This window comes from Oceanobacillus sp. FSL W8-0428, assembly GCF_038004405.1.
Taxonomy (GTDB): domain Bacteria; phylum Bacillota; class Bacilli; order Bacillales; family Amphibacillaceae; genus Oceanobacillus; species Oceanobacillus sojae.
In genome coordinates, this window is record NZ_JBBORB010000001.1 from 2,108,708 (window position 1) to 2,130,189 (window position 21,482).

The window sequence follows — 21,482 nt, forward strand, 5'->3', positions numbered from 1 at the left end:
TCTTGTTATTAAGTTTTTTAGGAGAGAAGTGAATGGATATACAATCAAGCTTGCTTAGATTAGTTCTGGCAGCATTGTTAGGATTAATTATTGGATTAGAACGAGAACTTAAAAATAAACCACTTGGTATAAAAACGTGTATAGTTATCTGTGTATCAAGTAGTTTATTAACAGTTATTTCAATTGAAGCTGCTATTGAATATGGTCAATCTTCACATTTTATGCGTACAGATCCAATGCGACTGGCAGCACAGATAGTAAGTGGGATTGGTTTTATTGGTGCAGGTGTGATTTTAAAAAGAGGAGATAACATCATATCTGGAATTACAACAGCTGCGATAATTTGGGGAGCAGCAGGATTAGGTATCAGTGTAGGTGCAGGTTTTTACTGGGAATCTATCGTTGGAGCTGTTATCATTTTATTTGGTGTCGATATATTGCCATACCTAATAAAGAAATTGGGACCAGTCAGATATAAGACTCAGAGTATTAGGGTAAGTATTTCAACTAGTGAAAATGCAGTATTCCACGAAGTAATTAGGCAACTTGGTTTACAAAATGTAATAGTCAAAAAAGTTAAAATTAAGGACTTAGATGACGGAGAAAGTTTATTACAATTAAGATTGGATATTTTAAAAAATATTAGTCCTAATGATATTTATTCTCTTATTCATGACATATCAAATGTGAATAAAATTGAGGTAGAGACTGTATAAAGTAAGCCCGAACTAAGGAATTTTATAATAGAAGCAACTAAAATTAAAAATAGAAATGCCAAATAACCGTGAATCTGAGATGTTTTAAACATATTTACGGTTATTTTATTTTTTTGCACATGTTGCTTGGATTGTCTTCGACCAAGGCATGTACTGATTTAAAGTTTCTAGCGTTCGATGGATATCCAGGTTTGGTAGTTTCGTTCGTAATTTCACTAAATATTGATAGAAATCCACACCGTTGGCTTTTGCTGTTTCCGCCATGCTCAAACAAATTGCATTAGCCTCGGCACCAGCTTCGCTCACGGAAAACGTCCAATTTTTTCGACCGATCACACTTGGACGAATCGCATTTTCGGCTTGATTATTATCCATTTCAATGCGAACATCATAGAGAAAGGCACGCAGTCCATCGGCCAGGTTAATTGATATTTTTATCTTAGCAGGAGGTGCTTCATTTTTGTATGCGTTGTTTGCTTACGGGTTTACAAATCGTCACTTAGACCATATTGTAAAAGAATACTACAAAGACAAAACAACTATTAAGAATAATGAAACTGATAATTTGCTGAATTATAATGAATTTATTCATCGCTGTAAGACGAGAGGGTACGAGAAATTTGCTTTAGGGAAATTATATGAGATAGATGTTACTTATTATTCAAATGTTAACTATCCTTCATTGATTGCAGAAGTAAAAAAGCAGATAGTAATATGAATTAAAAATGAAAGATAATAAAGGGAACGTCCAAATCGGCAAGCTGCTACCATATCTCATAACAAAATTTGAAGTATAAATTACCTCATCTAAAAAAAAGGTTTGGTTTTGACAAAGATGGCGTTTATATGGAATGAAGCTTGATTGTCATTTGTCAAATAGAAGTGGGGACGTGTTTCACCGGTATTATTCCCGATTGCCGGACGGTTAACAAGAGACCAATATCAATTAGACGGAAAAACATACGACATGTCTCAGCATGGATTATTAAGAGATGCTGAATTTGAACTCAGCTCACATTCAGCAGAGCATGTTTCATTTGAAGTAGCTTTAGAAGGACGTTTAAAAGATGTTTATCCAGGATTATACGATGACGTTTAAATAATTACTTAAACTGTATCTGTTTTATAAAAATCCCACTAAAAAAGCGTGTGATCTTGTGCAAAACCAAGTTCATACGCTTTTTTAATTCTCATAGTTGGAATAAATATTATCTATGAGAATAGCATTATTTCAATTTAGCGAAGCTCACTCAATTCAACCGTCCGATTCTCCTGCCAGGAAAGCTTAGCCGCTTTTGCTAACAGCTCAGCCTGTAAACCATCCTCGAATTTTGCCACGATTGGTTTATCTTCTAAAATAGATTGGGCAAAATCATGGATTTCAGCGATGTATCCTTCATTATAACGCTCAAGGAAGAAATACATCGGTTTATCCTCTGTAACCGCAGCATTTGTGCTTACTTTTACATTGGTTGGCTTCTGATTTTCTACTTGGACCATGCCGTTATTGCCGAATACTTCGATACGCTGGTCATAGCCATATACTGCCTGGCGGCTGTTATCGATCACTCCCAGTGAATCATCTGCAAAGGTAAGGGTGATAATGGCTGTATCTACATCATCATTGCTTGAAAAACGATCATCTATCAGAGAAGATGCTTTTACGGTGATATTTTTTACATCTTGTCCGGATAAGTAACGAATCATATCGAAATCATGGATTGCCATATCGATAAATAGACCGCCGGAGCGTTTCACATATTCTTCTGGTGGAGCTTCCGGATCACGGGAAGTGATTTTAATAACATGTGGTGTACCAATGTCACCATTGCGGACAATATCATGTGCTTTTCTGAAATGTGTATCGAAACGGCGATTAAAACCTACTTGGAATTTTACACCTGTTTCTTTGATTACTTCCAAAGTTTCCTTTGTTTTTTCAATATCAAAGCTGATTGGCTTCTCGCAGAATATATGCTTGTTGTTCTTTGCTGCTTTTGTAATAAAATCAATATGGGTATCCGTGCTTGAGCAGATAAAAACGGCATCAATCTCCGGATCATTGAGAATATCATCCGCATTCTGTGTGATAACAGGAACAGCTTTTAAATAATCGATATCCTTCAAATGATCGGTGTACACATCAGAAATTGCTTTTAGCTGATAATTATCAGATAGCAGAATATTTTTAGCATGCAGCTGTCCGATACGTCCGGCACCGATGATTCCTACAACTACTTTTGTCATTATAATTCCTCCAAGTCTATAACTGTCTATGTGAAGCGACAATTGTTCTTATAATGTGGACTTATGCTTTATTGGAAGAACCAAATAAATGCATTTTTTCTGTTACTACTTTTTCGATTGCGTTCATCCCTGTTGTCATGATTTCCGGGATTTTATGTGAATCAGGGTGCTGCTCCAGGTATTTACTTACTGCTTTTGTCCATGCCTGATTACATTCGGTATTTACATTGATTTTGGCATGACCGTATTCAATTGCTTTTACAATTTGGTGGGCAGGAATACCAGACCCTCCATGCAAAGCCAGTGCAACTTCATTCAGGTTATCAGAAATCTCCTGCATTAAATCAAATGCCAGCTTTGGTTCACCCTGGTAAACGCCGTGAACGGATCCAAGCGCAGCTGCAAGCAGGTCTACTCCGGTTTCTTCTACAAGCCGATAACATTCGTTTGGGTCCGCATATTTAATGCCGGAAGTGATGCCATCCTCTGTACCGCCAACAGAACCGATTTCTGCTTCCACAGAGACATGTTGTCTGTTTGCATAGCCGACGACTTCTTTGGTATTAGCAATATTTTCTTCCAGAGACAGCTTCGAGCCATCATACATGACAGAGCTGTAACCTGCATCAACAGCTTCTTTACAACGTTCTACGGATAATCCATGGTCGAGGTGTAGAACGACAGGTATGGTAATTCCCATTTCTTCCACCATTTTCTTGGTAGTGGCAGCAATCAATTTAAATCCGCCAAGGTAGTCCACGATACGATCCGTGGAGGCTAAAATAACAGGAGATTTTTCTTTTTCTGCTGCGCGCAATGCTGCCTCTGCCCATTGGAACGTATTGATGTTAAATTGGCCGAGAGCATAATGGTTTTTCTTTGCTTCAGGCATCAGCTCTTTTAATGATACAAATGTCATTCTTTCACCTCCATTCTTTTTATATTGGGCATAAACAAGTTTGTTTTTCGTCAGGATGTTCACTTTAAAAAGTTGATTTTAAAGTGAACCTCCCCATTTATTTTGTAATTCTTTCGTTCAATACGTTCTCATCAATGTGCTTGCGGGCCATTAAAGCATATTCAAGCGGGTGAGCAATTTCCGGGTCCTGCTCCGCTTCAATCACAATCCAGCTATGATAGTTATGTTCCAGCAGCTTATCATATACTTTTTTAAAGTCGATGCAGCCATCACCGGGAACGGTAAACATGCCAGCGAGAAAGGCAGAGCGGAATGAGTTGCCATTTTCTTCGCTTGTTTTCATAACATCATCTCGAATATCTTTAAAATGCACATGTTTAATTCGATTGATATGTTTCTCCAATAATGGCATATATTCTTTATCAGAAGCATAAATGTGCCCCGTATCATACAGTAGGTGAACAACGTTTGGATTTGTATTATCCATTAAACGATTGACTTCTTCTAATGTTTGGACAACCGTTCCAAGATGATGGTGATAAACAAGCTTCAAACCATAACTGGCAGCTATTTCACCAAGCACATCAAGACCTTTTGTAAACTGATTCCATTCATCATCTGTAAAAGTTGGTTTATCAGCAAAAACATTTTTGGACAATCCTTGAATGCTGTATGTTTGCTCGGAAACAACAGCAACGGCAGCATCCACTTCTTTTAAATAGGTACAATGCTTGTGAAAAGCTTCAGATGTTTTCTCAATTCCATCCTGAACAATAAAACTGGAGAACCATTGTCCGGCAATTTTTAAGTTGCGAAGATCTATTTCTTTTTTTAAGGTTTTTGCATCAGGGAAGAAGCCGCCGACTTCTGTGCCTTCGAACCCTGCTACAACGATATCGCTTAAAAGATGCGATAGTGTATTATCTTTTCCAATTTCGGGCATATCGTCATTACGCCAGCCGATTGGGGCAATTCCCCATTGGATATCCTGCTTTCCCATAAGTCATCACATCCAGCTTCCATTAATATTGTCTTGCATTATCAAGAATTTGTTGTCTTTCCGCGGCAGCTTTTTGTACACTTTCCTTTTCGGAAACTTCTGCTACCCCAACATTCCACCAGCTGCCATCGTAGCCGTCTGTCATTGTTTTTGGCAGAACTTTTATTTCAATCAGCGTGGACACCGTTTGCTTTTTAGCGTCTTCAACAGCTGCTGTTAAATCTTCCAGGTTATTGACAGAATAGGTTTTTAAGCCATATCCTTCACCGATTTTACGGTAATCAATATTCATGATTTCGTTATTCACATTACGGAATTCTGTTCCTGTACTTCCATTTCCGTGATCCATTTGTAAGTTATTGATACATCCAAACCCGGAGTTATCGAACAGCAGCAGATTGATTTTTTTATCATATTGAAGAGCTGTTACAATTTCAGAATGAAGCATTAAGAAGCTTCCATCTCCTACAACTGCATATGATTCCTGTTTAGGCTTCGCTAATTTTGTTCCCAAAGCTCCGGCAATTTCGTACCCCATACAAGAATAGCCGTACTCTAAATGGAATGTATTTGCTACATTTGCATTCCATATACGCTGCATATCTCCTGGCAGGGATCCTGCTGAAGAGATTACAATGGCGTCACCATCGATAACATTATTGATTTTAATTAAGGCTTCGGTTTGTGTTAATTCTGTTTGAAGCGCATCTGCATAGTCATTTAAAATTTCTTGGTTGAAATGATCCACGATTTCTGGCGTGAAATCATTGCGATTAAATTTAGTTGCAGCTAAGCGATTGCGTTCTTTCTCCCATTCCTGTTTCAATGAGGTTGTTTCTTCTCCATAACTTGATTGATAGTCCCCAATATCTTTATTGATCAATTGTAGTGCTGCTTTGGCATCAGCAACTACTTGAAAACCGTCAAACTTATATGCTTGCCCGCGGTTTACATTGATATTTAAAAAGGTTGTCTTATCAAAGTCAAACAACGTTCTGGATGATGTCGTGAAGTCTGTATATCTTGTACCGATTCCGATAATCAAGTCGGCGTTCATCACTGCTTTGTTCGCAGCGGAAGTACCTAAAATACCATTTCCGCCAAGATTATTTGGATGGGTAAACTCCACCGTTGATTTTCCAGCATGTGTTTCTACGATTGGAATATTTGCTTTTTCGGAAAGCGCTACTAATTCCTCTCTTGCCTCTGAATATTTAGCACCACCGCCGACTAAAAGGACTGGGCGTTTACTTTGTGTAATAGCGGCAATTGCTCCGTCTAATTCGCGCTGCGTCGGTAATTTACGGTCGACATAGTGAACGCGTTTATTGAAAAAGCTGACTGGATAATCATATGCCATCGCTTCTACATCCTGAGGTAAGCAAATCGTTGCTGGTCCAGTTGTTGCCGGATTCGTTAATACTTCAAATGCTCGGATTAACGCACTCATCAACTGTTCCGGACGATCAATACGGTCCCAATATCTTGAAACAGCTTTGAATGCTTCGTTGGTTGTTAAATCTGTACTGTGTTCATGCTCTAATTGCTGCAGTACAGGGTCGGGCTGTCTGGTGGCAAATGTATCTGCTGGTAAGAATAGCACCGGGATATTATTTGCAAAAGCAGTTCCAGCTGCTGTTACCATATTCGCTGAGCCTGGTCCTGCAGATGCGGACACAGCAAAAATCTTTTGACGGAGATTTTGTCTGGCAAAAGCTGTTGCTGCATGTGCCATTCCTTGTTCGTTCTTTCCTTGATAGCTTTTTAGACGTCCAGGATTATTTTCAAGTGCTTCTCCTAAGCCTAAAACATTTCCATGGCCATAAATATGGAAAACACCTTCTACAAAAGGCGTTTCTACGCCGTCTACAGAAATATATTGCTGATTCAAAAACTTTACCAATGCTTGTGCAGTAGTTAAACGGATTTTTTCACCCATTTTATTCAACCTACCTTTCGTATCTAAATTTAAGAACGCTCGCGAATAAGCTGTTCAATTTCTTCTACAGTCGGCATCGCTTCGGAAGAACTGTGCTTGCTGACAACGATGGAAGCAGATGCACTGCCGAATTTCAATGCAGTTTCATAGTCTTTTCCTGTAACAAGTGCATAAAGAAATGCAGATGCATAGGAATCGCCTGCGCCAAATGTTTTTAACACTTTTGTTTTGTATGCCTGTCCGCGGTGAACGGTACCATCTGGCTCATAGGCATAGGAACCGTCGACACCATGCTTGATGACAACAAGCTCGGTATTATGCTGGAATAAGTGCTGGACTGTTTTTTCATTGTCGCCTTCTGAATCCAGGTTTTCCATCACATCGTATTCGTCACGCGTACCGATAACGACATCGGAAAGCTCTGCAACGAGAGAGTAATATACTGCTGTTTCCTCAGCAGATTTCCATGTATATGGACGGTGATCTAATTCAAAGATAACTTTGACATCATTCTTTTTTGCATATTGAACTGCTTGCAATACCGCTTCACGAGAAGGGCTCTGTGCCAGTGCGGTACCGGAAACAAGAAGGATTTTCGCTTTTTTGATATAATCTTCGCTTACTTCGGTGGAATCTAAATAAAGATCTGCTACTTGATCACGATACATTAAAATGCTGCATTCTTCCGGGCTTAGAATTTCTGTGAAAGTAAGTCCGGATTTATGTCCTTCTGTATCGTAAACGATATGAGAGGTGTCAATCCCTTTTTCCTCCATGTATTTTTTGATAAAGTTTCCGTGCTGGTCTTTTGAGATTTTGCCGATAAATCCAGCTTTCAGCCCTAATTTTGAACTGCCAATAGCAATATTTGCCGGAGAACCGCCAACGTATTTTGTGAAAGTCATTGTTTCTTCCATCGGACGGTTGTATTCGTTTGCATTCAAGTCAATCGCAGCGCGGCCAATCGCAATAATATCGTATTCTCTATCTTGATTAAATGTAAGTGCCATGCATTTCGCTCCTTTTTCATTACGGTTTATTTTCATAGGAGAATCGCCCTCGCCTCTTTCTATAAGAATAGAGGAGAGGGGGACGATTCAAAAATGATTAGTCTCGATCAATAATCCATTCATGATCTTTTTCGTTATGGAATTTCCAGATGCGTTCCGGCCCGGCCATGACATTTAAATAGTAAGAGGCATAGCCGTCTGGCACGCCTACTGGATGGTAGCCTTTAGGAACAAGAACAACATTGGCATTTTCTACAGCCATGGTCTCATCTAAAGAACGGTCCTCTGTATAAACACGCTGGAAAACAAACCCTTGTGGAGGGTCCATTTCATGATAATAGCTTTCTTCTAAGAAGGACTCGTTTGGAAGATTGTCCTGATCATGCTTATGCGGAGGATAGCTGGACCAGTTAGCTGTTTCTGTAAACACTTCTACAACAAGCAAGCTGTTTGCGGAAGGGTCAGAGTCCGGTAAAATATTGTGCACTTGCCGTTTGTTATTATACTTACCACGATGCTCTACGCCGTTATCCTCCGCTTTGATCAGCTTGGTCGGCAGTTCCTTATCGGATGGAGCAAAGCATAATGCTACACGAGCTTTCGTGTTAGCTGTAATCGTAACTGTTTTATTATGGGAAACATAAACGCTGTCTGTCGGTTTACGTTCAAATACACTTTCACGGGTACCGATATCAGAGAAGCTTTGATAGCCATCTGTGACGGTAATTTTTCCGGTTAATGCGACAACACAAAGTTCTAAGTTCGTCAGCTTTTCGTCATAGCTGGTATTGGCTTCTAAATCTACTACTTTAAAACCGACATAATGAAGGTCGGAATTTTCTTCTGTCACTTCATGAACAAGTGTTACGCCGTCTGCTAATTTATTATTTTCAGGTTTTCTTAATAAATGACTCATAAAGAACTCCTTTCGATATGGGAGGAGGCTGGAACTGGAATAAAAAGTCCAGCCTCATGTTTTATTTAAAATCTAGTAATCTACTTTAATGAATTATGAAAAATCTGGTTCAGAGTAGCGAGCAGTTACTACTTTTTTACGAGTATAGAAGTCTACACTGTCTTTTCCGTTCGCATGCAATGTACCGTAGAAAGAAGACTTCCATCCAGAGAATGGGAAGAATGCCATCGGAGCTGGTACACCTAAGTTGATTCCTAGCATACCTGCATCGATGTTTTCACGGAAATAACGTACAGATAATGCGCTTGTAGTAAATAGGCAAGCACCGTTAGCGAATTCAGATTGGTTTGCGAACTCAACAGCTTCTTTTAAGTTTTTCACACGTACGATAGATAGTACAGGTGCGAAAATTTCATCCTTCCAAATGGACATGTCTTGAGATACGCCGTCAAAAATAGTTGGTCCGACAAAGTAGCCATCTTCATTTTGTTCGTTACGTCCGTCGCGAACTAATGTAGCACCTTCTTCAATTCCTTTTTCAATATAACCCAGTGTGCGTTGTTTTGCTTCATCGCGGATAACTGGTCCTAAGAAGACACCTTCATCCAGGCCATTACCCATTTTGATGTTGTCAGATGCTTCTTTTAATTTTGCGATAAATTCATCTGCAACGGAATCTTCTACAGTTACAACAGCACAGGCCATGCAGCGTTCTCCAGCTGAACCGAATGCTGCGCTGATTACTTCTTTTGTAGCTAAGTCTAAGTCAGCATCTGCCAATACAGTAGAGTGGTTTTTTGCACCAGTTAATGCTTGAACGCGTTTTAAGTTCTCACTTCCGCGTTTGTATACATATTCTCCAACAGGCTTAGAGCCTACGAAGGATACTGCTTTTACAGCAGGGTGGTCTAAAATGCTGTTCACCACATCATGTGCACCATTTACAATACTGAATACACCTTTAGGAAGACCAGCTTCATCTAGTAATTCCGCAAGTCTGGCTGCAAGAATAGGTGTTTTTTCAGATGGTTTTAAGATAAAGGAGTTGCCTAAAGCGATTGCCATTGGGAACATCCAGCATGGAACCATCATTGGGAAGTTAAATGGCGCAATCCCGCCGACAACTCCTACAGGATAACGATAGTTGGTAGCTTCTACATCGGTTGCGATCGTTGCAAGAGAATCACCCATCATTAATGTCGGTGCACCGGCAGCGAATTCTACGTTTTCAATTCCGCGACCAACTTCGCCTAATGCTTCGCCAACGCTTTTTCCGTTTTCCTGCGTGATTAATTTTGCTAATTCTTCTTTATGCTCTTCTAATAGATTTTGATATTTAAATAGAATGCGGGCACGTTTGGCTACAGATACTTTTTTCCATTTTTCTTGAGCAGCCTGAGCAGCCTGCACAGCATCTTCAAAATCTTCTGGAGTAGAGATTGGCACTTGTGCTAATACTTCTTTTGTTGCTGGATTATAAACATCTTCATACTTATCTGTTTTACTTTCGACCCATTCACCATTGATAAAGTTCTTTAGTTTTTTAGACATTAGGATATGTCCTCCTTTAATATAGTAGATTTATATTTTATTCTCTGAAAAATTTAGAGAAAATAGATAACTTAGTTGAAAAATGCTAGAGGTCACCGGTTAAAAATTGTGCCTTGCCAAATCCAAAGCTCCATTCCCCGGCGCCATTCGTAACAAAGGTAATCATGACATCCCTTGGATCGATCTGACAGTACTGCTCTAACCTTTCTGTCAGAAGCTGATAAAAGTCTTTCTTCATCTTGTCCGTCCGCTGTGTACTGATGACGGTAAAAAGGATGACGTTATCACTTCTCTCAAAGCCGAGCCCGGTGTCCTTCATAATCATTTCATAAGGTTCATGCTGTGTCACAACCTGGTAACGATCACCTTCAGGGACATGAAACGCTTCCAAAACAACCTGATGCGCCACATCCAAAATTTGTTTGATTTCCTCCGGTTCTCGACCTTTGATTAAATCAACTTTAATTAGGGGCATCTCTACACTCCTTCATTTTGATTTGCAATAACAAGCTCGACGTTATAATTCTTACAATAGTCGATATATGCTTGACCAGGGCGCTGGTCTGTAATCAGATAATCCAGCTGGTTCAGATTGCAATAAGTAGTTAAAGCGACTTTATCGAATTTTTGATGATCAACTAACAACAGCTTCTGCTCGATTTGTTCCGCTATATAAGATTTCAATTCGCTTTCCACAGGAATAGAGCTCGTTACGCCATTTTTGATAGAAATCGCAGTAGCAGCTAAAAATGCTTTGTTAATATTATAATTCTTTAGAATTTCCTGTGCCTGAATCGTTGTAAACGACTGCGTTCTGCGGTTAAGCGCGCCTCCCAAACTATAAACAGTAAGGTTTTCATAAGGCATCGTTCTCAGGATGAAATCAATATTATTCGTTACAATCGTGATTTGTTTGTCCTGAATATATTTAATGAGCTCTAATACGGTTGTTCCCGTATCTATAAAAATAATGTCCCCATCTTGAATATAGTTGGCAGCCTGTTCCGCAATCCTTTGTTTATTTGGCAGATTCTTTGTCTGCCGGTAAGTGAAGGAGGTTAAAGGCTTGGTGATATCTTTGTTTTGCTGTTTTTTTTCAGCAGGCTGATTAACAGCTGCTCCGCCATGAACCTTAACAATGTCACCGGTCTTACATAACTCCTGCACATCATTACGGATAGTATTTTTAGAAACTGCAAATTTATCAACGAGTTCATCATAAGAAGCTCTTTGCTTGAACGTAATATATTCTTGTAATGCAGCGATACGCTTCGATTTGATGTTGATCACCTCTTTTCTTACATCGAGTATAACACAAGGAATCCAAAAAGTTAACAAGAAATGACCAAAAGTTTATAATTTATTTGAGCATTTTATTGTTTTGTTGATGTGACGGTGTTTTTGGATGCGTTTTCTTTTAGAAGGATGGGTAAGTTAATGTTTATTGAGATATTTGCTCTGCAGAAGAGCAGTAGATTGTGTTTATGAAATTTGTTAGAACAAAAATGACATACTGAAATAGAAAGATAGACTTTGGTTTGTCTTCTTTTTGGGCATTAGAAGAGCTAATACGAGTTTTTTGCTAATAATAAAGGTGAAAAAAGGGAAAGTGTTTTCCTGTATAGTTTGTTTTATTTCTAATTTATTTTGTATAAATTAATATTGACATGAATTGAAAGCCTGTTTATAATCATCGTCATAAGGAAAACACTTTCCTAAAGAAGGGGTGAATTTTTATGAAAACATTAAATATAGGATTGATAGGTGCTGGAAGAATGGGGGCGTTTCATGGCCAAACAATTGCGCAGCGTATTCCTGGGGCGAAATTGTATGCGATTGCAGACCCATTTCCACAATCTGCTGAAAACGTATTACAACATATTGGAGAAGAAGCTAAAATTTATACAAATCCGTTAGATTTAATTCAAGATTCTGAAGTAGATGCCATTGTGATAGTTTCTCCAGCAAGAACACATTCGGAAAATGTTATTCAAGCGATTGAACATGGAAAGCCCGTTTTCTGTGAAAAGCCAATGGCAGTTTCGATAGAAGAGATGAAAGCGATCAAAAAAGCTGCAAAGAAAAATCCTGTACCGGTCCAAGTTGGTTTTAATCGTCGTTTTGAAAAGGGTTTTGAACAAGCGCATCAAGAAATTGTTGATGGACAGCTAGGGGACGTACAGCTGCTTCGTTCAAATACGAGAGATCCAGAGCTTTCTGGTCCAGAAAAGAAACCGGAATGGACGATATTTTTAGAAACATTGATTCATGATTTTGATACGTTGATGTACTTAAATCCAGGAGCGAAACCGGTAGAAGTATATGCGAAAGCAGATGCGCTTATCCGGCCGGATTTGAAGGAAAACGGATTATTGGATACTTCTGTGGTGACGATAACGTTTGATAATGGATGTATTGCGGTAGCGGATGCCAGCTTTCAGGCTAAATATGGATACGATGTACGTGCGGAAGTATTTGGTTCGGAAGGAATGATTACGTTAGGAGATATCAAAACATCCAGCATGCAAAAATTTAATACAGCTGGAGCAAGCTACCAAACTACCAGATATGATCAGGATCTTTTATTTGATGCATATGTTGATGAATTAAAGCATTTTGTGAAAGCGGTACAAAATGAAGAAGTAACGCCAAAAGTATCTATTGAAAATGCAGAATGGGCATTGTATTTGGCGCTGGCAAGTATTGAGTCTGTGAAAACAGGACTTCCTGTAAAAGTAGAAGATGTTATTTCATTACAGTTAAAGGAGGAAGCAATGTAATGAGAGAATATGGGCTATGCTTATGGACATTTGGAGATGTAGATACACAGAGAAAGATAAAGCTTGCGGAAGAGATTGGTGTAGATGGTGTTGAAGTGCAAGGAAACTTAGAGGATGACCCTGCGGAAATAAAAGAATTACTGAAAGAATATAACTTAAAGGCTTTATCTGTGACACCGGATAATGTTGATATTTCAAGTATTGATGAAAAAGTCAGAGTGGATGCTGTTAATTACTTTCTGGAATTATTAATCTGGGCTAAAGAGCTGGGAGCAGGTAGAATTTGTCTTCATGGTGAAGTTGGGAAAATAACAGGTTCAGGTAACTCGGATAAAGACTGGGAATTGCTTGTGAAAAGTACAAAGCAAATAGTAGAAAAAGCAGAAGAACTCGAAATGCCTATTGTTTATGAGGTGCTTAATCGTTATGAAAATCATCAAATAGTCACGTCAAAAGAAGCAAAAAAATTGATAGATGAGGTTCAAAGTAAATATCTTACTATTTTATTAGATGCTTATCATATGAATATTGAAGAAAGCTCATCTGTTCAAGCGTTGAAGGATGCCGGAGAAAATTTGGGCGTTTATCATATTGCTGACTCCAATAGACAAGCTATTGGTAATGGACATGCAAATTTAAAAGAACAGGTAGCTGTTTTAGGAGAAATCGGTTATACAGGTCCTGTGATTATGGAAATGACAGCTGCCGGACCTAATCCTTTTACTCCTGTGAAAGAAGGAGACTACTTAGGTGTTATTACAGCATATTATCGTGCGTCATTAAAACAGTTAAAAGAATGGGAGAAATACTAAGGTTTCAGCGCTTTTAAGGCGCTGTTTCCTTCATATGAATGACAACGCTTTCCGGGAAGGTATTTAAAAAGGGGAAGAGGGGTAAATACATGAAGAAAAATACAAGATATATTGTTACATTAACATTGATTGCCGCTTTAGGAGGATTATTGTTTGGTTATGACACAGCTGTTATTTCTGGAGCTGAGCAATCCTTGCAAGTGTATTTTATGGAGAGTCTCGGCCTAGGGACATTCGCACATGGATTAACCGTTTCCAGTGCGTTAATTGGTTGTATTGTCGGAGGGTTAATCAGCGGATTTCTTTCTAACAGAATTGGACGCAAAAACTCCCTGTTAGTAGCTGCTGTATTATTCTTCGTTTCTGCTCTGTTATCGGCTTATCCTGAATTTCTATTCTTTACGAAAGATAACCAGACAATGGGACTTTTCATTATGTTTAATTTTTATCGTATTATCGGTGGAATCGGCGTAGGTTTAGCGTCGGGACTTGGACCTTTATACATTAGTGAAACATCTCCCGCGAATATTAGAGGGAAATTGGTAACATTAAATAATTTAGCAATTATATTCGGGATGTCTTTTGTGTATTTCGTTAACTGGAGAATCGCGGCAGGGCAGGAATTAAGCTGGATTCATGATGTAGGCTGGAGATATATGTTTGCTTCAGAGGCAATACCAGCCCTGTTATTCTTTGGATTGTTATTCCTTGTTCCGGAGACACCAAGGTATTTAATCTCTAAAAATAAAGATCAAGAAGCACTGACAATCCTTGAAAAAGTGAATAACTCGAAGGAAAAGGCAAACGCAATTTATCAAGAAATCAAACAAACCGTTGATGTAAAAAATGTTCGAGTGTTTTCTTATGGAAAATTAGTTGTTATTGTCGGTATTTTATTAGCTGCTTTTCAACAATTTGTGGGCATCAATGTTATTTTATATTATGCTCCAAGAATTTTTGCGGAAATGGGTGCGAGTTCAGATGGCTCCATGTTTCAAACGGTGATCATCGGAATCGTTAATTTTATCTTTGTATTGATTGCAATGCTGTTGGTTGACAGAGTCGGAAGAAGATTGTTAATGATTGTAGGCTCTATTGGTATGGCTGTAGGAATGTTCGGTGTTACTGCACTGGCATATCTTGATCAAATGGGGATTGGTGCACTTATCTTTATCTTGATTTTTGTGGCATTCTATAATCTATCATTTGGTCCGTTGATGTGGGTATTAGCCTCAGAGCTGTTCCCTAACAAGGTAAGAGGCCAGGTTATGGCAATCACCGTTGTAGCAAACTGGGGTTCGAATTTATTAATATCTTCCACATTCCCTTCTTTATTAGAATTTGGGGCAGGATTTGCTTATACATTCTATGGCGTTATGTGTGTACTCGCACTATTGTTTGTTCTAAAGCTTGTCCCTGAAACGAAAGGGAAAACATTAGAAGAAATTGAAAAGTATTGGGAAGATAAACAGGCGAACTCGCAGCAGAACAAAGCTGTGTAGGGAAACAAGATAGAATGGAAAAAAAGCTTGGTGTAGTTTGCGACTATATCAGGCTTTTTTAGCAGGTAAGAAAGTATAAACTTTCTTACTGCATAAGTGTAACTAAGGTTGTCACCTAAAGGCCTGTTGACAACCAAGTTTTCTAATGATTTTAAAGAATAGTGAAATAAGAACCGGTTTACATCTATGGCGTACTCAGGTTGTTTACTGTAGAATTAAAGTTACTTATGATAAGAAAACGATACATGATAAGAAAGTAGGGAAATGTTCTTGAAAGAGAAGCGACCGACAATTTATGATGTAGCTAAAGAGGCTGGAGTTTCTATTTCCACCGTTTCTAAAGTAATGAACGGCACGGGCAGTATTGCAGATAAAACGAAGAAAAAAGTAGAGGCAAGTATGCAGAAGCTAAGTTATCAGCCAATTGCTGCACCTGCATTGCAGAAAAGGCTGCAAACAATTGGATTATTAATTCCATCTATCGCTGATCCTTTTTCTGCAGAAATTGCCAGGAAAATTGAAGATAATGGACGCAAATATGGGTTCAGCTTAATTGTTTGCAGTACAGATAATAATCTTGTTAAAGAAAAAGAGTATATTGCTATTCTTCGTAAAAAATATGTAGATGGTATTATTATTGCGACCGGCTTGAAAAATGCGAAGGCGTTACAGGAGTTGAAAAACAGTAATATTCCTATTGCGCTTTTATCCCGGGAAGTTCCTTCGCTGCCTTTGAATACAGTTTTAGTAAATGATTATTTAGGAGCTTATGAAGCAACCTCTTATTTAATAAAAAAAGGTCATCAGCGGATTGCGATGATAACAGAGGATATGTATTTTTCATCTGTAAAGGCAAGGGTAGACGGGTATAAGCAGGCGTTGGAGGATGAGCAAATGGAAGCGAGCAAATCACTTATTTCAATAGATAATTCCAGCTTTATGGATGCTTCGCAGTCAGCTGGGAAGCTGGTTAACATGCAAGAGCCGCCAACGGCAATTTTTGCATCTACAGAACCTTTGGCAATTGGTGCCATGCAAGGAGTTCGGGAAGCAGGTCTGATGATTCCTGATGATGTATCTATTGTTGGTTTTGATAATTCTATTCTGGCTCAAATGTGCTACCCGCAGTTAACAACTGTTGCGCAGCCGACGGAGGAGATGGCTGAAAAAATTGTTCAGCTTTTAGTAGAGGAAATAAACGGAACGGAAAAAGTGAAGCAGCGGATTGTGTTGGCTCCAAAGTTAGTGATTCGGGGGACAGTGGGGGAAGGCCGGCAGTAATAATTTCTTGGAAGGAGAATGCTATATGATGAAAGCGCAGCGGGTAACTGCAATACTTGAATATGTGAAAGAAAAAGAATCTGTATCACTTGATGAACTTGTAGATCGATTTGGTGTTTCTAAAAATACAATCCGACGGGACATTCAGGAGCTTGTAGATGAAGAACAATTGGTGAAGGTTTACGGCGGAGTGTCTATTTCAAAGCCGCTGACCGTTCCGTATCAAGACCGGAAAGTTAAGCAATTCCACGAAAAACAAAAGCTTGCAAAATTAGCAGCGGAGTTTATTGAGGATGGGGATATTATATTTCTTGATTCAGGAACTACTACCGTAGAATTGCTTGATTTTATCAAGTATAAAAATATTACTATTGTCACCAACAATCTCGATTTCACTTTGGATGCCAGCGCTTATCCCAATTTAAACATTTATTCAACAGGCGGGGTTTTCGAGCGTTCTACAAGATCTTACGTCGGAACAGAAAGCGCAGAAGTAATCCAAAAATATAATTTTAATAAAGCTTTTATGGCTTCGACAGGACTTTCACTGGATAAAGGAATAACGAATTCATCTCCTTTAGAAACACAAGTAAAGGCAAAAGTAATCCAAAAAAGTGAGCAAGTATTTATTCTTGTAGACCATACAAAATTTGATAAGTATGCATTGACTACCTATTGTAATTTTGATGACATTGATTATTTAATAACGGATCAGGAACCTCCGAAAGCATATATAACACATAGTGAACAAAATCAATATGAAGTAATTTATCCAAATTGATTTTGTAATACCCTTCATAAAAAATGATTGTATGCAGAAAAATTGCATTCTTAGGGTAAACTCTTTAATATAAAATAAAACTTCACACTGTGAAAGGGTGCACAATCATCAAGAAATTTCTATTTCCATATTTTAATTGCACGAATCAGTGTGACGAATATAACTAAAAAAGAGGTGTAACGGATGGAAAAAGTGATTGTAGTATGTGAAGCAGGGATAACAACCAGTTTATTAGTAAAAAAATTAAATGAACTTGCGCAAGAAAAAGGGCAAGGTATCGATATTCAATCTAAAAGTCTGGAAGAAGGCTTGGATTACGTGAAAGAGCATAATATAGATGTTGTATTATTAGGGCCCCAAATTCATCATAGCGCTGAGAATTACGAAGCATCAACAAATGCAAAAGTCGCTAAAATTTCAGTGAAAGACTATAACAGCATGAATGTTTACAGCATTTTTGAACAGATAAGAGAGGCGTAACAATGGCAATCGATATAGAAGTATTTATGCCTTTGATTACAGAAGCTTCTCAAGCAAAAACGTTAGCTTATCAGGCATTAGGTCTTGCAAAAGAACAAGATATAAAAGGATATGAAGCAGGCATCGCTGATGCTAAAAAGCATTTGATAGCTGCTCATAAAAAACAGACGGAGCTTTTGCAATTGAACAGCCGTGAGCAGCAGACAGATATCAATATTTATGTCATTCATGCGATGGATCATGTGACAAATGCTCAAATGATTTGTGATATGGCGCAGGAATTAGCAGAGCTTCATTTAAAAAAATAAATCATAGAAAAAGATTATCCTGTAATTGGTATATGCCATTACAGGATTTTTTTTATGAAAAAAAGAGGTGTTCAGCGAATTTAGACATGCAGATACTAGTCAAATTGATTACAAAAGATAACAATAAATTAATCATAATTTAATAAAAACTTGACTAAATATTAATTTTTGTAATAGTATATAACATAGTAACAACGTTAGTGAATATATCTATAAGTTTAACAAAGGAGAATTTCAAATGAAAACGCTTAAAATTGGTGTTGCAGGATTAGGAAGACTAGGCCTGATTCATGCAGAAAATATCTATAATCTAAAAGGAGTCGAATTGACAGCGGTTTCTAATTTAGATGAGGAAGTAAATAAACAGGTGAAGGAAAAATATAAAGTCCCAAATGTTTACACAAATTATGAGGAAATGCTGGAACAAGCGGAGTTAGATGCTGTTTGCATTGTTACACCTTCTGGATTCCATACAGAGCATATTCGTTTAGCATTGAAGAAGAATTTGCATATTTTTTGTGAAAAGCCGATTGGTTTAGAAGTAGAAGATATCAAGCAAACGATAGATGAAATTGAGAAAAGTGACCGCATTTTTCACTTAGGATTTATGAGAAGATTTGATGAAGATTATCTATATGCGAAAGAAATGATAGATAGCGGACAAATTGGAGATATTTCGTTAATTCGTTCCTATAGTATTGATCCGATTCAAGGGTTAGACAGTTTTGTCAACTTTGCTAAGAAGAGTCCAAGCGGCGGGCTGTTCCTGGATATGAGCGTCCATGATATTGATGTGATCAGATGGCTGACCAAATCCGAAATTTCAACTGTTTGGGCAACAGGAACGAATAAAGCTGCGCCGGAATTGAATGAGCTGAATGAATTAGAGTTAGGAACAGTTACCATGAAATTGGACAACGATGTAACCGCTTTGCTGGTTGCTGGACGTACAGCTTCCCATGGTTACCATGTAGAAACAGAAATTATTGGAACCAAAGGCATGCTGCGAATTGCTGCATCTCCTGAAAAAAACAAAGTAGCTGTATTTAACGAGCATGGCGCAGTCCGCCCTTCCTCTCAGCATTTTCCTGAACGATTTGCGGAAGCTTATGTAAATGAATTGAAGGACTTTGTCCGCTGCATTCGAGAAAATCAACAGCCTGAAATAACTGCTATTGATGGTTTAAGAGGAACAGAGGTAGCGTTAGCATGCCAAGAATCATTTGATGAAAATAAATTAGTGGATATTCAATATTAAAGGACAATGCACATCATTTTAGGGGGAGAATAAATTGAATTTATTTAGTATTATCAGTTTTGTTGTTGTACTGCTGTTGATCTATCTTTATGCTTTTTATCGGACAAGAAGTATCGATAACAAAGATTCAGAGGGTTACTTTTTAGGCGGGCGTTCTCTTGTCGGAACAACTGTTGGCATGACGATTATTATGACCAACCTGTCAACAGAGCAATTAGTAGGGCAAAACGGTCAAGCCTATGTAGCCGGTATGGAAGTAATGGCTTGGGAAGTAACTGCTTCCGTTGCTATTGTTATGCTAGCATGGGTGTTTTTACCAAAATATTTTAAATATGGTGTAAATACCATTTCTGATTTTATTGAAATCCGCTATGATACATTTACAAAAAGGATTGTATCCGTTCTCTTTATATTCACCTATGTTATCAGCTTTATGCCTGTTGTTTTATATTCTGGAGCGTTGATTTTCAATGATCTATTCGGAATTGAGCAACACTTGGGTGTCAGCAGAATAACAGCTGTCATAATTATCTCGACAGTTATTGGTTTAGTTGGTGTTACTTATTTATTCGTCGGGGGCCTTTCCCTGATAGCGCATAGTGATTCACTATATGGCATTGGCCTATTGCTTGGCGGTATGACGATTACGGTTTTAGGGTTTATCGCGTTAGGCGAGAACAGCTTCTTTACTGGTTTAGACCGATTTTTAACCAATTCGCCTGAAAAACTGAATGCTTGGGGAGCATTGGACTCGCCCATTGTACCTTGGCCGACTTTATTCTTAGGAATGCTCTTTAATAACTTGTATTTTTGGTGTACAAACCAAATGATTGTTCAAAAAGCACTGGCCGCGAAAAACTTAAAAGAAGCACAAAAAGGTGCCATGTTTGTTGGATTCTTTAAAATATCCGGTATGTTTTTCTTAGTAATTCCTGGGGTTATTGCCTACAATATGTTTGGTGAAGGCATGCAAATGGATCTTGCTTACCCTGCATTACTAGCAGAGGTGCTACCTGATTGGGCTGCCGGTCTATTTGGAGCAGTAATATTTGGAGCAATTATCAGTTCTTTTGTTGGAGCACTAAGTGCCACTGTTACTTTATTCAGCTTAGACTTCTATAAACCGGTCATTAATAAACAAGCTACAAACCGTCAAATTGCGAAAGCGGGAAGAGTTTTGACTATTGTTATTGGCGTTATCGTTGTTTTGATTGCACCATTGATTTCTCTATTTCCACAAGGGTTATATGCAGTCATTCAAGAATTTAATGGTCTCTATAGTATGCCGCTCTTAGCTATTATTCTAGTTGGTTTTTACTCTAAAAAGACATCGGCTACAGGTGCAAAGGTTACATTGATCTTCCATATTGTTGTGTACGCATTGTCTAAAGTAGTTATTCCAGATATCCATTATCTATATGTTTGGAGTGTCCTCTTCTTGTTAGATTTAGCTATTCTATATTTCTATAGCGTAAAGAAACCGTCTCAAGAAGGATTCCAATTCGACAAATATCAAAACAAAGTGGATATCACGCCTTGGAAACATGTTAGATGGGTTGGTATTTTAATCTTATTGATTGTAGTAGCATCTTATGTTGTCTTTTCCCCACTTGTATTGGCTAGATAATTGATTTAGAAAGCAAACATCTCTGTTAGAGGTGTTTGCTTTCTTTCATGTTGTGCGCCAGGCATGCAACTATCTAGGTGGTGAAAATCCATCGTGGGGGTACACATCGACCAACCACTAGAGAAGCGCAAGGTATTTATCGCGAGGTAAAGGCTGAAGGAAGCGTGAATCAAAATCTTGGCTTGACGAACAGAAATCTGATATCAAGGCTCTGCAGGCGGACAAGGCTCCAATTCAAGTCAAAATCCAAAAGATGTGCGTAACCCTGCAGAGTAAATTAGGCGAGTAAAAGAGGAAAGATAGTTGTCTTACCCTGGGAGGTCTCACGGACAGCTGAGGAGTCCCCTAAAAAGAA

20 protein-coding genes and 2 pseudogenes are annotated in these 21,482 nt (G+C 38.3%); 12 read left to right on the forward strand and 10 right to left on the reverse strand.

Annotated features, from left to right (window positions below; all coding sequences use genetic code 11):
* Positions 1-32: 32 nt before the first annotated feature.
* Complete coding sequence (locus MKY30_RS09785) at positions 33-716, forward strand: MgtC/SapB family protein (protein WP_188857591.1); 684 nt, start codon at positions 33-35, stop codon at positions 714-716.
* Positions 717-821: 105 nt separating this feature from the next.
* Here the strand turns inward: MKY30_RS09785 and MKY30_RS09790 are convergent.
* A pseudogene (locus MKY30_RS09790) lies at positions 822-1,145 on the reverse strand (IS66 family transposase); the annotation flags it as partial.
* Positions 1,146-1,176: 31 nt separating this feature from the next.
* Between MKY30_RS09790 and MKY30_RS09795 the strand changes: the two are divergent.
* Both MKY30_RS09795 and MKY30_RS09800 read left to right on the forward strand, forming a co-directional pair.
* The gene (locus MKY30_RS09795; RefSeq protein WP_341083721.1) at positions 1,177-1,434 is read left to right on the forward strand and encodes a hypothetical protein; all 258 of its coding nucleotides are present in this window, start codon (positions 1,177-1,179) and stop codon (positions 1,432-1,434) included.
* A gap of 189 nt (positions 1,435-1,623) precedes the next feature.
* Positions 1,624-1,815 (forward strand): annotated as a pseudogene (locus tag MKY30_RS09800) (aldose 1-epimerase family protein); the annotation flags it as partial.
* A gap of 137 nt (positions 1,816-1,952) precedes the next feature.
* Here the strand turns inward: MKY30_RS09800 and iolG are convergent.
* From iolG to MKY30_RS09845, 9 genes are all read right to left on the reverse strand, one after another.
* Positions 1,953-2,963: an inositol 2-dehydrogenase gene (gene iolG / locus MKY30_RS09805; RefSeq protein ID WP_341083722.1), complete on the reverse strand. Its 1,011-nt coding sequence runs from the start codon at positions 2,961-2,963 to the stop codon at positions 1,953-1,955.
* Positions 2,964-3,024: 61 nt separating this feature from the next.
* The gene (fba, locus tag MKY30_RS09810; protein WP_341083723.1) at positions 3,025-3,882 is read right to left on the reverse strand and encodes a class II fructose-1,6-bisphosphate aldolase; all 858 of its coding nucleotides are present in this window, start codon (positions 3,880-3,882) and stop codon (positions 3,025-3,027) included.
* Between the two features lie 97 nt (positions 3,883-3,979).
* On the reverse strand, positions 3,980-4,882 hold the full coding sequence (iolE, locus tag MKY30_RS09815) for a myo-inosose-2 dehydratase (protein ID WP_341083725.1): 903 nt from the start codon (positions 4,880-4,882) through the stop codon (positions 3,980-3,982).
* Positions 4,883-4,904: 22 nt separating this feature from the next.
* Positions 4,905-6,821: a 3D-(3,5/4)-trihydroxycyclohexane-1,2-dione acylhydrolase (decyclizing) gene (gene iolD / locus MKY30_RS09820; protein ID WP_341083727.1), complete on the reverse strand. Its 1,917-nt coding sequence runs from the start codon at positions 6,819-6,821 to the stop codon at positions 4,905-4,907.
* Between the two features lie 29 nt (positions 6,822-6,850).
* Entirely contained in the window at positions 6,851-7,831 is a 981-nt protein-coding gene (iolC, locus tag MKY30_RS09825; protein WP_341083728.1) for a 5-dehydro-2-deoxygluconokinase, read from the reverse strand.
* Positions 7,832-7,928: 97 nt separating this feature from the next.
* Positions 7,929-8,747: a 5-deoxy-glucuronate isomerase gene (gene iolB / locus MKY30_RS09830; protein ID WP_341083729.1), complete on the reverse strand. Its 819-nt coding sequence runs from the start codon at positions 8,745-8,747 to the stop codon at positions 7,929-7,931.
* A gap of 93 nt (positions 8,748-8,840) precedes the next feature.
* The gene (locus MKY30_RS09835; RefSeq protein ID WP_445667715.1) at positions 8,841-10,298 is read right to left on the reverse strand and encodes a CoA-acylating methylmalonate-semialdehyde dehydrogenase; all 1,458 of its coding nucleotides are present in this window, start codon (positions 10,296-10,298) and stop codon (positions 8,841-8,843) included.
* Between the two features lie 85 nt (positions 10,299-10,383).
* The gene (locus MKY30_RS09840) at positions 10,384-10,773 is read right to left on the reverse strand and encodes a tautomerase family protein (protein ID WP_341083730.1); all 390 of its coding nucleotides are present in this window, start codon (positions 10,771-10,773) and stop codon (positions 10,384-10,386) included.
* Between the two features lie 2 nt (positions 10,774-10,775).
* Positions 10,776-11,588 carry a DeoR/GlpR family DNA-binding transcription regulator gene (locus MKY30_RS09845; RefSeq protein WP_256705664.1) on the reverse strand — a complete coding sequence of 271 codons (813 nt, stop codon included), beginning with the start codon at positions 11,586-11,588 and terminating at the stop codon, positions 10,776-10,778.
* Positions 11,589-12,034: 446 nt separating this feature from the next.
* Here MKY30_RS09845 and MKY30_RS09850 point away from each other — a divergent pair, with 446 nt between their 5' ends.
* The 9 genes from MKY30_RS09850 (at position 12,035) to MKY30_RS09890 (ending at position 21,127) form a co-directional block, all read left to right on the forward strand.
* Positions 12,035-13,078, forward strand: coding sequence for a Gfo/Idh/MocA family oxidoreductase (locus MKY30_RS09850; protein ID WP_042531762.1), 1,044 nt, complete (start codon positions 12,035-12,037; stop codon positions 13,076-13,078).
* A complete protein-coding gene (locus MKY30_RS09855) occupies positions 13,078-13,890 on the forward strand; it encodes a sugar phosphate isomerase/epimerase family protein (protein WP_256705666.1) in 813 nt (270 codons plus the stop codon). Before MKY30_RS09850 ends, MKY30_RS09855 begins: the two co-directional genes overlap by 1 nt.
* 89 nt (positions 13,891-13,979) lie before the next feature.
* Positions 13,980-15,392 carry a D-xylose transporter XylE gene (gene xylE, locus MKY30_RS09860; protein WP_341083741.1) on the forward strand — a complete coding sequence of 471 codons (1,413 nt, stop codon included), beginning with the start codon at positions 13,980-13,982 and terminating at the stop codon, positions 15,390-15,392.
* A gap of 270 nt (positions 15,393-15,662) precedes the next feature.
* Positions 15,663-16,673: a LacI family DNA-binding transcriptional regulator gene (locus MKY30_RS09865; RefSeq protein WP_246528990.1), complete on the forward strand. Its 1,011-nt coding sequence runs from the start codon at positions 15,663-15,665 to the stop codon at positions 16,671-16,673.
* A 25-nt stretch (positions 16,674-16,698) separates the two neighbouring features.
* The gene (locus MKY30_RS09870) at positions 16,699-17,454 is read left to right on the forward strand and encodes a DeoR/GlpR family DNA-binding transcription regulator (protein WP_193062874.1); all 756 of its coding nucleotides are present in this window, start codon (positions 16,699-16,701) and stop codon (positions 17,452-17,454) included.
* A 183-nt stretch (positions 17,455-17,637) separates the two neighbouring features.
* Positions 17,638-17,934, forward strand: coding sequence for a PTS sugar transporter subunit IIB (locus MKY30_RS09875; RefSeq protein ID WP_193062876.1), 297 nt, complete (start codon positions 17,638-17,640; stop codon positions 17,932-17,934).
* Between the two features lie 2 nt (positions 17,935-17,936).
* Entirely contained in the window at positions 17,937-18,242 is a 306-nt protein-coding gene (locus tag MKY30_RS09880; protein WP_193062877.1) for a PTS lactose/cellobiose transporter subunit IIA, read from the forward strand.
* Positions 18,243-18,480: 238 nt separating this feature from the next.
* Positions 18,481-19,500: a Gfo/Idh/MocA family oxidoreductase gene (locus MKY30_RS09885; RefSeq protein WP_341083750.1), complete on the forward strand. Its 1,020-nt coding sequence runs from the start codon at positions 18,481-18,483 to the stop codon at positions 19,498-19,500.
* 34 nt (positions 19,501-19,534) lie between these two features.
* Positions 19,535-21,127, forward strand: a complete 1,593-nt coding sequence (locus tag MKY30_RS09890) for a solute:sodium symporter family transporter (protein WP_341083751.1) — start codon at positions 19,535-19,537, stop codon at positions 21,125-21,127.
* Positions 21,128-21,482 lie beyond the last annotated feature (355 nt).